The 15075-nt window shown below is 63.6% G+C and carries 16 protein-coding genes; 11 read left to right on the plus strand and 5 right to left on the minus strand.

Features of this window, described 5'->3' with window-relative positions:
- Positions 1 to 647 precede the first annotated feature (647 nt).
- Entirely contained in the window at positions 648 to 1622 is a 975-nt protein-coding gene (locus AB0O87_RS01435; protein WP_363511026.1) for an amidohydrolase family protein, read from the minus strand.
- Between the two features lie 46 nt (positions 1623 to 1668).
- On the opposite strand from AB0O87_RS01435, the gene AB0O87_RS01440 reads away from it, so the two are divergent.
- The gene (locus AB0O87_RS01440) at positions 1669 to 2346 is read left to right on the plus strand and encodes a FadR/GntR family transcriptional regulator (protein ID WP_363511028.1); all 678 of its coding nucleotides are present in this window, start codon (positions 1669 to 1671) and stop codon (positions 2344 to 2346) included.
- A 16-nt stretch (positions 2347 to 2362) separates the two neighbouring features.
- Here AB0O87_RS01440 and AB0O87_RS01445 read toward each other — a convergent pair whose 3' ends face one another.
- Positions 2363 to 3010, minus strand: a complete 648-nt coding sequence (locus tag AB0O87_RS01445) for a DM13 domain-containing protein (RefSeq protein ID WP_363511030.1) — start codon at positions 3008 to 3010, stop codon at positions 2363 to 2365.
- Between the two features lie 52 nt (positions 3011 to 3062).
- Entirely contained in the window at positions 3063 to 3725 is a 663-nt protein-coding gene (locus tag AB0O87_RS01450; RefSeq protein WP_363511031.1) for a transaldolase family protein, read from the minus strand.
- Between the two features lie 119 nt (positions 3726 to 3844).
- On the opposite strand from AB0O87_RS01450, the gene AB0O87_RS01455 reads away from it, so the two are divergent.
- The 6 genes from AB0O87_RS01455 to AB0O87_RS01480 are packed head-to-tail and all read left to right on the plus strand — an operon-like array spanning position 3845 to position 8445.
- Positions 3845 to 4807: a ribokinase gene (locus tag AB0O87_RS01455; protein WP_363511032.1), complete on the plus strand. Its 963-nt coding sequence runs from the start codon at positions 3845 to 3847 to the stop codon at positions 4805 to 4807.
- 24 nt (positions 4808 to 4831) lie between these two features.
- On the plus strand, positions 4832 to 5236 hold the full coding sequence (gene rbsD / locus AB0O87_RS01460; RefSeq protein WP_363511034.1) for a D-ribose pyranase: 405 nt from the start codon (positions 4832 to 4834) through the stop codon (positions 5234 to 5236).
- Position 5237: 1 nt separating this feature from the next.
- A complete protein-coding gene (locus AB0O87_RS01465) occupies positions 5238 to 6053 on the plus strand; it encodes a GntR family transcriptional regulator (protein WP_363511036.1) in 816 nt (271 codons plus the stop codon).
- A gap of 40 nt (positions 6054 to 6093) precedes the next feature.
- Positions 6094 to 6822, plus strand: a complete 729-nt coding sequence (locus AB0O87_RS01470; RefSeq protein WP_363511038.1) for a hypothetical protein — start codon at positions 6094 to 6096, stop codon at positions 6820 to 6822.
- A 22-nt stretch (positions 6823 to 6844) separates the two neighbouring features.
- Complete coding sequence (locus AB0O87_RS01475; protein ID WP_363511040.1) at positions 6845 to 7903, plus strand: PLP-dependent cysteine synthase family protein; 1059 nt, start codon at positions 6845 to 6847, stop codon at positions 7901 to 7903.
- A 23-nt stretch (positions 7904 to 7926) separates the two neighbouring features.
- The gene (locus AB0O87_RS01480; RefSeq protein WP_363511042.1) at positions 7927 to 8445 is read left to right on the plus strand and encodes an ACT domain-containing protein; all 519 of its coding nucleotides are present in this window, start codon (positions 7927 to 7929) and stop codon (positions 8443 to 8445) included.
- Between the two features lie 85 nt (positions 8446 to 8530).
- Here AB0O87_RS01480 and AB0O87_RS01485 read toward each other — a convergent pair whose 3' ends face one another.
- Positions 8531 to 9214 (minus strand): FCD domain-containing protein, encoded by a 684-nt coding sequence (locus tag AB0O87_RS01485; RefSeq protein ID WP_363511044.1) that lies wholly within the window; start codon positions 9212 to 9214, stop codon positions 8531 to 8533.
- A gap of 164 nt (positions 9215 to 9378) precedes the next feature.
- Between AB0O87_RS01485 and AB0O87_RS01490 the strand changes: the two genes are divergently transcribed.
- Genes AB0O87_RS01490 through AB0O87_RS01505 form a run of 4 tightly spaced genes read left to right on the plus strand, consistent with a single transcriptional unit; the run spans position 9379 to position 13837 of the window.
- A complete protein-coding gene (locus tag AB0O87_RS01490) occupies positions 9379 to 10614 on the plus strand; it encodes an aminotransferase class V-fold PLP-dependent enzyme (RefSeq protein WP_363511046.1) in 1236 nt (411 codons plus the stop codon).
- Between the two features lie 45 nt (positions 10615 to 10659).
- Complete coding sequence (locus tag AB0O87_RS01495) at positions 10660 to 11967, plus strand: sugar ABC transporter substrate-binding protein (RefSeq protein ID WP_363511048.1); 1308 nt, start codon at positions 10660 to 10662, stop codon at positions 11965 to 11967.
- A gap of 2 nt (positions 11968 to 11969) precedes the next feature.
- Positions 11970 to 12920, plus strand: coding sequence for a sugar ABC transporter permease (locus tag AB0O87_RS01500; RefSeq protein ID WP_363511050.1), 951 nt, complete (start codon positions 11970 to 11972; stop codon positions 12918 to 12920).
- Entirely contained in the window at positions 12917 to 13837 is a 921-nt protein-coding gene (locus AB0O87_RS01505; RefSeq protein WP_363511052.1) for a carbohydrate ABC transporter permease, read from the plus strand. Before AB0O87_RS01500 ends, AB0O87_RS01505 begins: the two co-directional genes overlap by 4 nt.
- A gap of 68 nt (positions 13838 to 13905) precedes the next feature.
- On the opposite strand, the gene AB0O87_RS01510 is transcribed toward AB0O87_RS01505, so the two are convergent.
- Entirely contained in the window at positions 13906 to 14919 is a 1014-nt protein-coding gene (locus AB0O87_RS01510; protein ID WP_363511054.1) for an aldo/keto reductase family protein, read from the minus strand.
- Positions 14920 to 15075 lie beyond the last annotated feature (156 nt).

Below are 15075 nucleotides of genomic sequence, written 5' to 3' on the forward strand. Positions count from 1 at the left end.
ACGGTGCGAAGATCCAAGATCCAAGATCTACCTCACGATTAGCTTCAGGCATGATCGCACTCTGAGGCACCGCAGCCACGCGAGCTAACGATTGTCCCCCTTTTGGTCGACAGACAAGCATGACCCATCTGGGTACGGTCGAAGTAGGCCATTCATCGAAGCGACGCGGGCAGGCGCGATCACCCCAAAAGGCGAGGTCGAGATTTTTCTGAAAGCAGAACCAACATCAATCAGAAGCACCCGCTTGCAGACGATCGGCGCACTGCTCTTCGCCGCGGTCGCGCTTCTCGGTGCCGCCCTCGCAATCGCGAGTTCCCTCATCGCTGGTCGGGGCGAGGACGCGCAGTCACTACCGACGATCGCAACGACTTTAGTTGTGATCGGTAGTGTCGGAACACTCATAAGCACCATCTTGCTTAGCCAGCGTCGGGGTGCTCCACACGAGGACACGCGACGCTCTGACAGCAGGACGCAGCTTCGCTCTTAGCCGCGAGGGCGAGGCCGTTTTGTCTGTTCTCGAAGCCTCTCGCGCGACCGCCAGCTCGTCTTCTTGTGCTCGAAACCCGTATGATCTGGCGCAGCGGTCACGCCCTACTGCGTAGGCATGTTTGAGTCGGTGCAGGCTTCGAGGTTCGACCCGGAGTGCATCACCCGCGGTTGCCGCGGAGCCATCCCCAGACGCCAGAGCGCGGGGCTGGTGCCGGCAGGCGTTGCGCGCGCAGGTCTGTGCGATAGAACTGCTCGGCTGTGCGCCAGAAGATCTGGTCGAGATCGTGGCCGCGCGACTGCGCCCACTCCGCCACAACGTCGGCCCATCGGGAACGGGCGGTCGGTTGATAGGTGTCTGAGCCATCTTCAGGGGCGTAGGGATCGCCCTGCTCTGCTGGTCCGATGACGGAGACAGGCCAGTCGCTCCCCCACATCAGTCGTTCGACGCCGAACGCATCTGCCGCCACGTCAAGGAAGGGCTCCAGCTGCTTCGCGCTCCAGTCACCACCGGCTTCACCCGGCAGGCCAGAAAGCTTGCAGAATGCGTTCGGATGCCGAGCGAGTTCCGCGAGGTCCCGCGCCCACTCGACGGTGGGGGCGAGCGGAGCTGCGGCAGTTCCCACTGCCGGTTTTCCCAGATGATCGAGCACGAGCCTGAGCTCCGGCACGGCCGCCGCAAGACGGGCAATATCGGGGAGCTGGTTCGCCCGCACACAGGCGTCGAAAGTCAGCCCGCGTGTAGCGACCTCGCGTGCACCCGTAACAAACGCCGCAGACACGGCAAGTCCGTCGGTTTCACCCTGCAAGTTGTGCCTGACCCCGACGACGAGGGGCTCCTCTATGAGCGCCTCCAGATCTGCCACCGTGCCAGCGCCGCGGTCGAGGCGAATGCCACCAACAATCCCGACAACCCCCGCCTGGGAGGCGAGGTTTGCCACCCACCGCACTTCATCGAGGTAGTCGTCTGCGACGGTCTCTGCCTGCACGAACACCGATTTCTCTGTCGTTGCCAAGGCAACGCGAGCGTGGCTGATCTCCCCTTCGGCGAACAGAAAGGCCAGTGGCCCCTCGAGCCAGGTATAGGTCAAGACTTCCGGATCCCACAGGTGCAGATGTGAATCGAGAACACGCATGGCCCTATCCTGCCTCAGACATCCGATCAATGGCTAGGATGACGCCATGGCAGTGACCGATGAGGCGATCGAAAAGATCAAGGCGATGATCGTGGCGGGCGAGCTCGCCCCGGGCGACCGCCTCCCCCCGGAGAAAGAGCTGGCCGAACGGCTCGGACTGTCCCGCAACTCCATGCGCGAAGCCGTCAAGGCGCTCGAAGTGATCCGAGTGCTCGATGTGCGACGCGGCGATGGCACCTACGTCACCAGCCTGGAACCCCATCTCCTCTTGGAGGCCATCTCTTTCGTTGTCGACATGCACGACGACGATTCGATGCTGGAGATCTTCGTCGTGCGTCGGATGCTCGAGTCGCAGGCCACCGGCCTCGCCGCGAACCTCGCTACCGACGACGAAGTCGCGGCCCTTGTGGCAGAAGTGAATAGCATTGACGGCTCGGTGAGTGTCGAAGAACTCGTGGAGCACGACATTCGCTTTCACCGCGAGATTGCACGCATGACCGGCAATGCCTATCTCGCGAGTCTGATCGAGCACTTGAGCAGCCAGACTGTGCGTGCTCGGGTGTGGCGAGGACTCACCGAAGGTGGGGCCGTGGAGCGCACACTTTCGGAGCACCGCGCCATCGCAGACGCGGTCGTGCAGCACGACTCTGCACTGGCCACTTCACTCGCCACTGCGCACATCGCTGGCGTCGAGCGTTGGCTGCGGCAGGCTGCTTCCGCTTAGCCGCGCCGGGTGAGAGCTACGGCGCGGGAATCAATTCTGCAGCCCCAAACGAGACAGCGAAACGCGCGCACCAGATCGACACACTGGAGTACTGCGACAGATCAGCATCCGCGGGAATCTCGTAGAGCTGATTTCCGACGTTCCCCTTAAGCGAGCCCAAATCGAGGTAAGCGCCGTCGTCGAAGACGCCCCACCCGTCAGATCCTTCGATCACCGGTTGGTCGCTGAGCCAGACCTTAAGATCCGGACCATCGCTCGTTGCGAGATTCTCGATGGCGAGCACTCGGGTTCCGTCTGGCTGTTCGACGATGCGCACCGAGCCCGTTGTTTCGTGTTCGTGGCTAATGAATTCGCCCGTGGCCAGGTCGACCGGTTGCGGCTCTGGCTCGGGAGTCGCCGCCTCGTCTGGCGCTGCTGTGGCTTCGGCGGTGACCGATGGCTCAACTGTCGAAGAAGTCGGCAGAGTCTCGTTCACCTCAGTGGTCGACCAAATGCGCCACGGCTGAAAGAGCACGGCACCCACGACAAGCGCAATGACCAAAGCGGTGATCCCCACCGAGAGCCAGACCTTCGTAGCGGTGCGCATCGGCGCGCGCGAAGTCGTCGCATCAGTCTGCGATTCATCCGTCTGCGGCTCAGGCCCCGTCGGTGGTGTCGAGCTCATTCGTGAACATCCCTCCATCGCGTGCTCTTAGGCTACGCGGTGCGCCCGAGGGTCAGGCGCCGAGACGCACCATAGCCGCGTCGAACTCCACCGCAGAGCTGTCGCTTACTTCGTTGAACAGCACCTGGTCGAGCACGTCTGGCGCGGCGGTGAAGTAAGGGACGCCAGCCAGACGAAGGCCTGTGATGTCATCTGCAGAACGCAGCGACGCGGCGAGAACGTTCGAACCGCTCCCGACGCACACCTCTTGCATCCGCGCGATGACGGCGTCGCCGTCGATCCCGGCGTCACGCATCCGCCCGAGGTACGGGGCAATGTATCGCACACCGATCGAGGCGCACGCCAGCGCCTGCGCCACCGAATACACGGCGGTAACGAGCACGGTTGCACCGCCGCGCACCAGGGCGGATGCCGCCGCAAATCCCGCAGCGGTGGCAGGCACCTTCACGACCACGCGGTCGCCCAGCGCACAGATGCTGTCTGCGTTGCGAAGGAACGATGAGGTGTCGCCGCCCCAGGTCTGGAAGAAGATCTCGTTGGCTCCCTCCGCCTCCCATCGGGCGTAGAGGTCGGGGATCTCGGCAGCCGTGCGTCCGCCGCGTTCGAGAATGGTCGGGTTCGTGGTGACGCCGTGCACGACGCCGGCACTCAGCAGCCGGGAGACGCGGTCGACGTCGGCGCTGTCGACGTAAAGTCGGGGCGCGATCAGGGTCATCGGGGTCTCCTCGCGAACAACCTGTCGTTACAGGTGGGGTTTCGGCTAATGTAATGACAGCCACCCTGGTCTGTCAAAGACACAGACAGCACGGGCCTTTGACGAAGATCAGGAGCGAGATGACCACCGCACACCCCGCAGACCGTTCCGGTGTCGTCATCGTCGGCAGCGTGACCGCCGACGTCACAACCTTCTCGCAGCGCCTCCCCGCCAGGGGCGAGACCATCCTGGGCGACGAGTTCACTCTGATGCTCGGCGGCAAGGGCGCCAACCAGGCCGTTGCCGCTGGCCGCTCCGGCGCACGCACCAGCTTTGTCGGATGCGTGGGAGACGACCTCTTTCACGACCTGGTGGTCAGCGGACTGACCGAAGCCGGTGTCGACCTCGCCCACCTGCGCACCGTTCCAGGGCCCACCGGCATCGCGCACATCCGCGTCGACGCCTCCGCCCAAAACGACATCGTGATGGTGCCGCTAGCCAACGCCGCCCTCAGCGCCGCGCAGATTGATGAGGCGCTCGCCGCCCTCGCGCCGACGACCTCTGTACTTCTCACGCAACTGGAAACGCCCTCCGCGCTCACCGCACACATCACCGCACGCGGGCGAGAGCACGGTATGACCGTGATTCTCGATCCGGCACCCGCTGCCGAGCTCGCCCAGGAAATCTGGCAGAGCATCGACATCGTCACCCCCAACGAGACAGAAGCATCGTTGATCAGCGGCATCGAGGTTACGGATCCCGAGTCTGCTGAGCGTGCAGGGCGCTGGTTCCTCGATCAGGGTGTCGGGGCCGCCGTGATCACACTCGCTGGTCAGGGTTCGTGCGTCGTCACCGCTGATGGCGCCTCCGTCGTTCCGCCCTTCTTGGTCGAGGCCGTCGACACGACAGCTGCCGGAGATGCCTACGCCGGCTATCTCGGCGCCGCGCTCGCCAACGGCAGTTCGCTGGCCGATGCCGTGCGCTTGGCAACAGCCGCTGGTGCACTGACAGTCACGAAGCAGGGAGCCTCGCCGAGCCTGCCGCATCGCGCCGACGTCGAGACGTTCCTTTCCGAGCGCACAACGGCACCAACCGCAGGCTGATCCGTCGAAAGCAGAGGACACTTCATGCGTAAAACAAGCACCACCATCAACCCCGCGCTGTCCCGCGTGATCAGCGAGACAGGGCACACCGACCTGGTTATCGTCACCGATGCGGGCCTCCCCATTCCTCCGACGTCGGAGCGCATCGATCTTGCGTATCGCCCCGGCGCTCCCGCGTTCTTTGATGTGCTCGACACTGTGCTCGCCGAAATGGTGGTCGAGGGCGCAACGGTCTCTGCCGAGGTCGCCGAGAAGAGTCCAGAAGTGCTAGCGGCGCTACGCGAACGGTTTGCAGGGATGGGGTTCGAGATCGAGCTCATCCCGCACGTGGAGTTCAAGAAACTCTCCCAGGGCGCGCGTGCCTTTGTGCGCTCTGGCGAGTTCACCCCATACGCCAACGTGATTCTGCACGCAGGCGTGGCGTACTGACATGGCCGAGGCCACCGGAGACACGATCGATCGGCACTCAGCCGCACCGATGTATGACCAGCTTCGCCAGCTGATCATTGATGGCATCACCCGCGATGGGTTACAGCCCGGCGACCCGCTTCCCGGGGAGCACCGACTGTGCGACCGGTATGGCATCTCTCGCACGGTGGTGCGCCAGGCTCTCGCCCAGCTCGAACACGAAGGACTCGTCGAACGCGTTAAAGGCAAAGGGACGTTCGTCTCTCGCCCTCGCACGAGCGAAAGCCTCGTGCACACGCTCGTCGGCCTCTATGACGACGTCGAGCGTCGAGGCGGGCACGTGCACAGCGACGTGTTGCGTCATGAGATGAGCGCCGCAGACGAAGAGGTCGCCGACGCGCTCGAAGTGCCGGTCGGCACCCCGGTCGTGGCACTTGAGCGTTTGCGACACGTCGACGATGAGCCGTGGTCCCTCTCCACCACCTGGATGCCGGAGGCGGTGGGCGCGGTCACTCTCGGCGCAGATCTGGCCGAAGGCTCGCTGTATCGCCTGCTCGCAGACAACGGCATCGTCGCGACAAACGGTGTGCGTTCTGCCGAAGCGACAGTGGCCACCCACGAGCAGGCGCAGCACCTGGGCGTCAGCGCAGGGTCCGCCCTGTTGCGACTGCGCAGCACCAGCCGCAATGCCGAAGGCACACCGATCGAGTACTTCATTGCGCACCATCGCGGGGATCGTTCCCGCTTCGAATTCCAACTGCAGCAGGAACAGTCGCAGGCCTCACTTCTTCATGTGGATGACCGGGGTGGAGCCTCCCGCGCCGGTACGGTGAGGTAGCAAGAAAGTACGTGCACAGATAAGCGGCGGGGGAAACACGATGGTCGACGAAAACGGTACCCATCCCGAACCGGAAGCGGTTCTTCCGCCTCCGCCGATTCAGCCAACGCCATCTGCGCCGGCCGCTCCCCCTCCCCTCGCCCCACCGGTGATGCAGCCAGTGCCGCCGGCGCCAGGGTACGGCGGGCACGCTTTCCCTCAGGGCTCCCCGCTCCCGCCACCCCCGCCCGCATCAACTTCATCGAACGGGCTCGGAATCGTGCTGGCCATCATCGGCGGCCTTGTCGTTCTGGCCGTGGTTGCGATCGCAGTGATCGTCGGCGTGCTGGCTGGCGTCCGCAACGACAGCGCCAGCCCCATCGCTCCTCTGCCAACCGCACCCGCAGACAGCTCTGAGGATTCCCCCTCCGATGCGCCCGCGGACCAGGCGCCCGCCGACACTTCCGACATCACTGCGCAACTCGAGGCGAAGATTGAGGAGTACAAAGGTCTCCGTGACTCCGGTGAGCTGTGGCAGACCATCCCCGACACCGAGTTCAACCGCGTGGCTGTTGTCGCCTTTTTGTATTTCTTGACCGACATGAAACTCGCCACCAACTTCGGCGTCGACGCCGACACTGCCCAGGAGTACGCGGAGGAGATGGCGATGCTCGAAGAGCGCCTGCTCGCCGAAGAACCACTCGGCAGCGACATTGAAATCGTCTTCTCAGAAGACAGAGTGTTCCGCTACAACGGCGACACCGGCGAGGGCGGGTATTCAGAGGAGTAAGCGCACGCGTTACGCTCAGATGATGGACTCCTGGACCAGCACCGCCATCGCTCTGCTGGAAGCCGATGCGAACCGCAGTGCCGACACGCACCTGCACCTTTTCCCGTTGCCGCCTGAGTGGGGCATCGACCTGTATCTGAAAGACGAGTCGGTGCACCCGACCGGGTCTTTGAAACATCGCCTGGCGCGTTCGCTCATCCTCTACGGTCTGGTCAACGGACGCATCCACCAGGGCACCACTCTGGTGGAGTCTTCCAGTGGATCAACAGCCGTCTCGGAGGCATACTTCGCGCGGATGCTGGGGCTGCCTTTCATCACGGTCGTCCCCCGTTCGACGGTGCAGGAGAAGATCGCCCTTATCGAGTTCTACGGCGGAATGTGTCACTTCGTCGATCGCGCCGAAGACATGTGCCCCGAGGCACAACGACTGGCCGCAGACTGCGGAGGGCACTACCTCGACCAGTTCACCTTTGCAGAGCGCGCGACAGACTGGCGAGGCAACAACAACATCGCCGAAAGCGTATTCAGCCAACTCTCCCAGGAGCGGCATCCGATTCCTCGCTGGATCGTGACGGGTGCAGGCACCGGTGGCACGAGTGCCACGTTCGGCCGATACGTGAAGTACCGCAGGCACATGACACAGATTGCCGTCGTCGATCCAGAAGGCTCCGCTTTTTACGACGCATGGGCGGGGACCGTGGATCCTCCTGCCGGCCACCCGAGCCGCATCGAAGGCATCGGACGACCCCAGGTAGAAGCATCGTTCGTGCCCACGGTGATCGACGAGATGATCCGTGTGCCAGATGCGGGCTCGATCGCCGCGATTCGTATGCTCCGGGAGCGCACCCTGCACTGGGCCGGCGGATCGACCGGCACCAACCTCTACGGCGCATTCCAACTCATCGCTCGGATGCGAGCTGCCGGCGAAACCGGGAGCGTCGTGACGCTCATCTGCGACAGCGGGCTCCGCTACGCCGGTACCTACTACTCCGACGAGTGGGTGACCGCACAGGGCTGGGACCTCGCGCCCCACCGCGCCCGCCTGGAGCACATGCTCGAAACAGGCATCTGGGCCGACTGAACGTCAGGAGTTACGCTGGCGGCATGACTACTCTGATCCTCACTGTCGCGGGTGCTGACCGTCCTGGCCTGGTGGCCGCTGTCGCCGATGTTGTCGATGCGCACGGCGGAAATTGGGAGAACAGCTCGCTCGCCGAACTGGCCGGAACGTTCGCTGGCGTCATCGAGGTGGCTGTGTCTGACGACAACGCGGCTGAGCTGGCTGCCGCGCTCCGCGGACTCCAGGGCCAAGGGCTCCTTACCGTCGCCGTGCTCACCGGTGCGGCTGGGGCGACACCGCCCGAAGAAACTCAGCTGCTAGAGATCCAGGTGCTCGGCAATGACCGCCCAGGCATCGTGCGCGAGGTGTCTGCCGTGCTGAACACCCATGCGCTGAGCATCGAAGAACTTGCCACCGAAACCCGCGAGGCAGCAATGGCCGGCGGTCGCCTGTTCGAAGCGTCCGTCACGGCGAAGGTGCCTGCATCCGTGGATCTCGACGCCCTGCGCACAGATCTAGAGCACCTCGCGGCCGAGATCCAGGTCGACATCACCTTCGTCTAGCCCGCCTCCAAAACAGAGACCATCTGGTGCGTGTGCGGCGCGGCGCGGCGCGGCACGCCACGCGCGACGCACATGATCTGGGGTTTCAGGCGTCTGGGTCGGTGTAACGGCGCACCCAATACTCGGTGTACGCCACGTGGGCGGATGCTGCTGCGCTCGCGGCCACAGGGTCAGCTTCCGCCAGACCTCGCAAGATCGCACGGTGCCCGGCATCTGAGTGAATTTTGAGTTCGGCAGCGTCGCTCGGCTCAGAAATCCGGTAAGCACGGGACCGTGACCGAAGCACGTTAATCAGGCTGGTCAGGGCATCATTCCCGGCGACTTGCGAGATCGCCATATGGAACTCGTGATCGAGTCGTGACTGCACCTCAAAGTCTGTCGTCGCCTCGATCTCTTCCAACATGCGATCAAGCGACTGCACCACGTCTTCCTCAATGCGCGCAGCGGCGAGCGCCGCAGCGTGGGGTTCCAGCACTCGCCGCAGCTCGGTGAGTTCGAGAACACCCGCCATCGGTAGCAACCCGACGGTCAACGACAGGCTACCGATGAGGTCAGCCGCGCGTAGTTCGCTCACATAGCTGCCCGACCCATGACGGGTGTCGAGCACTCCCAGGGCGGCGAGCATTCGGATCGCTTCTCGCAGCGACCCGCGGGAGACGCCGAGGGTCTCGCAGAGCTCTCCTTCACTAGGCAGGCGGTCGCCAGGGCTCAAGGTACCGTCGGCGATCAACGCCCGCAGGCCATGCAGCGCCGTGTCTAGTGCGCCCATCGTGATCCTCCTTGATACAGCCGACTTCTCTGTGAGTCTGGCGGATGCGGGCCCCGCATCCAATTCGTATAACAACTTTGCCAGATATTGAGATTTCTCTCGCACTATTCGTGTTGCTGTGGCAATGTTGTGCAACAACTCCCCCGAACTGCTGAAGAGGACCCATGCAGGCCACTGGTTTTCCCGCACCGCTCCGACTGAGGTCATTTGACCGTGCTCGCGACGCCTGGCCGCTGGACCCCGCGATCATTCACCTCAACCACGGCTCTTTCGGCGCCGTCCCCGCACCCGTCGTCGCGCATCAGGATGCCTTGCGCCGCGAGGCCGACCTCAGCCCGGTCGGATGGTTCCCTCGCATCGCCGACTACGTCGCCGCCGCGCGGGAACGGGTCGCCCCGTTCGTGGGCGCCAAGGCCGACGACAGCGTCTTCGTTCCCAATGCCTCCGCCGCCGCGACCGTCGTGTACAACGCGTTGCAGCTCGCCGCTGGCGATGAAATTCTCGTCACCGATCACGGATATGGCGCCGTGACGATGGGAGCGGCGCGCCTTGCCCGCCGCTTCGGCGCCTCGGTGCGCACTGTCGAACTGCCCCTACTCGCGGCAGATGACGAGATCGTGCAGCGCTTCACCGACGCACTCACTCCGCGTACACGGCTGATCGTGGTCGATCAGATCACCTCCCCCACCGCGCGCCTGTTGCCCACCAAGCGCATCGCCGAGGTCGCAGCTCAGCGCGGCATTCGTACCCTTGTCGATGGTGCCCATGCTCCCGGTCTCATCCCGGATGCGGCGAGCGCTGCCGGTGGGGACTGGTGGTTCGGAAACATGCATAAGTGGCCGTGCGCACCCCGTGGCTCCGCACTTCTGGTGACCGAGGCCAGCGACCGCCACGACCTGTGGCCGCTGATCGATTCTTGGGCCGCGAACGAGCCTTTCCCCGTGCGTTTTGACACGCAGGGAACGATCGATGCGACGACCTACCTCAGCACCCCCGCGGCCATCGACTTCGTCGAGCAGGAGTTCGGATGGAGCGAGGCGCGCGTCGCCTTGACGCAGATGGCGGATGCCGGAGCCGAGGCCATCGCCGAAGCGCTGCGCCCATTCAGCGACGAAGAACCTCTGACACCGCTGCCGAACCCGGTTGCTTCGATGCGCCTCATTCGCCTGCCGCAAGGTCTGGGCGCCACCCGCGAAGACGCCGACGAGTTGCGGATGCAGCTGCTTGACGAAACCGGAGTCGAAACCGCGTTCACGAGTTTCCGCGGCATCGGTTACTTCCGACTCTCCGTGCACCTCTACACCGAGGAGAGCGATATCGCCGCGTTCGTTGATCGCTGCATCCCCGCTGTCCTTGAACGCGCCGGCATGCGCGCGCCCCACACACTCACTCTTTCCTGACCTACCCGACGCAGCATCCCCCCACCCCCAACCGAGAGGCACATCGTGAAGAAGAAAGTCTTGACGACCGTAGCGGGATTCGGCACCGTCGCCGTCCTCGCTCTCACCGGCTGTTCCGCAAGTTCTGGCCCGTCGGCCGACGGCACTGTCACCCTCCAGATGGTCGAAAGTCTGACCAACCCCGCTCGTACCGAGCTACTCCGCGGACTCCTCGACGAGTTCGAGAAGGAAAACCCGAAGATCAGCGTCAACCTGGTTTCCCCTCCCACCGAGCAGGCTGATGCGAAGATCCAGCAGATGCTGCAGTCCGGCAAGGGGGTCGACGTACTCGAGGTGCGCGACATCACCGTCGGCCCGTTCGCGAACAACGGCTGGCTGTACGACCTCGCCCCCGAGCTGGAAGAGTGGGACGGCTGGGATTCGTTGACCGAGAACGCGCAGTCCGCGTCGTTCGCCGCCGACGGCAAGAGCTACTTCGTGCCCTACGGTTTCTACGGCCTTTCGCTCTTCTACCGCACCGATCTGGTCGCAGAAGCTGGCTTCGACGGTCCCCCAAATAGCTGGGAAGACCTCCTGGAGCAGGCCAGTGCGATTCAGGATCCCTCCAACAACCTCTACGGATACGCCTTCCGCGGCGGAGCGAACGCGAACAGCAACGTCGTCGCCGCTATCGAGGCCTACACGATCGACGGACTCGACCCCGACGACGCCTTCTTGATGGAAGACGGCTCGACCATCTTCGCCGCCCCGGAAGCGCAGGCCGCCGTTGATGACTACTTCGCACTGTTCACCGAGGCATCCCCGCCCTCTGCTGTCTCGTGGGGCTACCCCGAGATGGTTGCCGGCTTCACAAACGGCACCACCGCCTTCCTGTTGCAAGACCCTGAGGTCATCGCAACTGTGCAGGAATCTTCCCTGACCGAGGACCAGTGGGACACCGCCCCGCTGCTCGTCGGCCCCTCTGGCAAGGCAGCGCAGCCGCTGGCCGTCGCCGGTTGGGGTGTTGCGGAGAACAGCGAGAGCAAGGAAGCGGCCGTTCAGCTGGTCGAGTTCCTCTCTTCTGCGGAGCCTGCCACCGAGTTCGCTCAGGCGAACAGCCTGGTGCCGATCATCACAGACGCGGCTGACGACGAGTTCTACTCCTCTGGCCCGTGGACGAGCTACCTCACCATGACCGACAACCCAGAAACCTACATCAACGTGCAGCAGCCGCGCGGGGTCAGCTGGTGGACCGAGTGGATCCAGAAGTCCGACGAAGACGTGCAGAACGTCCTCCTCGGAAACATGTCAACGAGCGACCTGCTCGCCTCGTGGGATGAGTTCTGGGTCGAGAAGTACGCAGAGCAGGGCTGATCGTGACCGCCCCTGCTCGCAAAGGAGGCCCCGACGGCACCGCCGTCGGGGCCTCCCCGGCATCCTCACGCCGCCGCCCCTTCCAGAGCCGGCAAGCGCTGACGCTGCTGGCGTTTCTCACCCCAGCGATCATTTTCGTCTGCTGGTTCACCTACTGGCCGATGCTGCAGGGTGCACGCATGGCCTTCCACGACTGGAACCTGTGGGACCTCACCTCGACGCCCTTCGTGGGCTTCGACAACTTCGTCGCCGTGTTCCAAGACCCCTCCTTCCCCGTGGTGGCATGGAACTCGGTGCTCTGGGTCGTTGGCTCGCTCGTGCCGCAGCTGGTCATCGGTTTCCTGATTGCCCTTGCCCTGCGCAAGCGATTCCGCTTCCGCGGCGTCTACCAGGCACTGATCTTCTTCCCGTGGGCAGTCTCCGGCTTCCTGATCGGAATGCTGTTCCGCTGGATGTTTAACGCCGAGTTCGGCGTGGTCAACGACCTGCTGATGAAGGTCGGCCTGATCGATGCGCCACTGCCCTGGCTCGCCGATCCGAAGCTGGCCATGTTCGCGGTGATCGTGGCGAACGTCTGGTACGGCGTCACCTTCTTCGCCATCATGATCCTCGCCGCATTGCAGTCGGTCCCCGACGAGATGCTGGAGGCGGCGAGCCTCGACGGCGCAGGAAAGTTCCGACAGCTGTTCTCGATCATCATTCCGTACATCTCGATGACGCTGCTGCTGACGATCCTGCTGCGCGTGATCTGGATCTTCAACTTCCCCGACATCATCTACGCGATGACCAACGGTGGACCAGCGAACCAGACGCACATCATCACCACCTGGATGATCAACTACACCCAACAGGGAAACTACGGTTTCGCGAGCGCGATTGGCCTCATCGTGATGGCTCTGCTGTTCGTGTTCTGCGCGTTCTACCTGATGGCGATGCGGAGAGTGCAGCGATGACTATGACAGATCCAACCAGGACCGGCGCGACGTTGACCGCGACGCGGCGCATCACCGTGCCGGATCCCGCATCCGCACCCCACCCTAAGCCGCGCTTCACCATCGGCGCAGTAGTGCGTGTGGTGGGCCTGGGCCTTTGGCTCATCATCACGCTGTTTCCGCTGTACTGGATCGCGCTCACGTCGATCAAGTCACCCGGAACCATCAACAGCTTCCCGCTGGAGTACTGGCCGAGCGAGCCGTCGTTCGAGAACTACGTCAGTCTCTTCGAGAAGAGCTCGTTCGGCGTCTTTCTCGCCAACTCGGCGCTGGTCGCCGTTATCGGTGGGGCCGTCGCAACGCTCATCGCACTACTGAGCGCCTACGTCCTGGCCCGATTCCAGTTCCGTGGCAAGGGCGCGATCCTGATCGCGTTCCTGTTGACGCAGATGATTCCGGCGTTCATCGCTCTCGGACCGCTGTATTCGATGATGAGCGACCTCGGTCTCGTCGACACCAGACCAGGTCTGATCCTCGTGTATATCGCGATCTGCATCCCGTTCTCCACCGTGATGTTGCGGGGATTCTTCGAGAACGTGCCAGACGCGCTGGAAGAGGCAGCCATGATCGACGGATGCTCGCGTCTCGGCGCACTGTTCCGCGTGCTCGTTCCGGTGATGACACCCGGCATCATCGCCGCGTTCATCTTCAACTTCGTGAACTGCTGGAACGAGCTGTTCTTGTCTGTCGTGCTCATCAACACTGACGCGAACCGCACAGTGCCATCGGCGTTGAACGGCTTTATCTCCACGTTCAACATCGACTGGGGTTCGATGTCGGCCGCCGCGGTGCTGACGATCCTGCCCACCATGGTGATGTTCGCACTCGCGAGCCGCTGGATCGTGCAGGGCCTGACCGCCGGCGCCGTGAAGGAGTAACCCGAAGCAGTTTCTCGACAAAAGAAGAGGGCCTCTGCACACGCAGGGGCCCTCTTCTTTTTCGTGCCTCAGACCAGGCGGGTCTTCGGCGAGGTGGAGTAGGTGTGCTCCGCGTCGCGGTTGACCGTGTCACCGAGTGCGGTGTCGATGGCGGCCATCGTGTCGGCATCGAGCTTCACGCCAGAGGCCTTCACCGTTTCGGCCAGCTGCTCCGGACGCGATGCGCCCACCAGCGCGGCGGCCACGTTCGGGTTTTGCAACACCCAAGCGATGGCCAGCTGAGGCATCGACAGTCCGGCCTCCTCGGCGATCGGCTTCAACCGCTGCACGGCGGTGAGGATGTCGTCTTGCAAGAAGCTCTTGATGAAGTCGGCGCCACTCTGCTGATCGGTTGCGCGTGATCCGTCTGGCACCGGCTGACCCGGCAGGTACTTGCCACTGAGCACGCCCTGCGCCATCGGCGACCAGACGATCTGCGAGATTCCGAGTTCTTCAGAGGCGGGCACGACCTTGCCCTCAATGACGCGCCACAGCATCGAGTACTGCGGCTGGTTGGAGATGAGCTGAATGCCCAACTGCTTCGCCAACGCGTGCCCCTCACGCAGTTGTTCTGCCGTCCACTCCGAGACGCCGATGTAGAGCGCCTTGCCCTGACGGACGACGTCAGCAAAGGCCTGGAAAGTCTCTTCCAGTGGGGTCTCGTAGTCGAAGCGGTGCGCTTGGTAAAGGTCGACGTAGTCGGTGCCAAGGCGCTGCAGCGAACCGTTGATCGACTCGAAGATGTGCTTGCGGCTGAGGCCAGTGTCGTTCGGACCCTTCGGCCCGGTCGGGAAATAGACCTTCGTGAAAATCTCCAGCCCTTCGCGACGCTGCCCCTCAAGCGCCTTTCCCAGCACGACCTCTGCCGCCGTGTTGGCGTAGGTGTCTGCGGTGTCGAAAGTGGTGATTCCGGCATCCAAAGCGGCGTGCACGGTCTTCACCGCAGCGTCGTCTTCGACCTGCGAAGCGTGAGTGACCCAGTTGCCGTAGGTGATCTCCGAAACCTTGAGACCACTGTTGCCGAGATAGCGATAGTTGACCATGGATCAACGCTACTTGCTGCCTACGACACCGGGGTCGGATGGCGTGATCAGGCCTCCCCCTGCTCCCGTCGCACTTTCTGTCGCTCAGATCGGATTTGAGCGACAGCAACTGGGACCCGGGGGGGGGCCGACCCAGGGGCGGGGGGTGGGGGGGGC

The organism is Microbacterium sp. NPDC076768, from assembly GCF_040687205.1.
Lineage (GTDB): Bacteria > Actinomycetota > Actinomycetes > Actinomycetales > Microbacteriaceae > Microbacterium.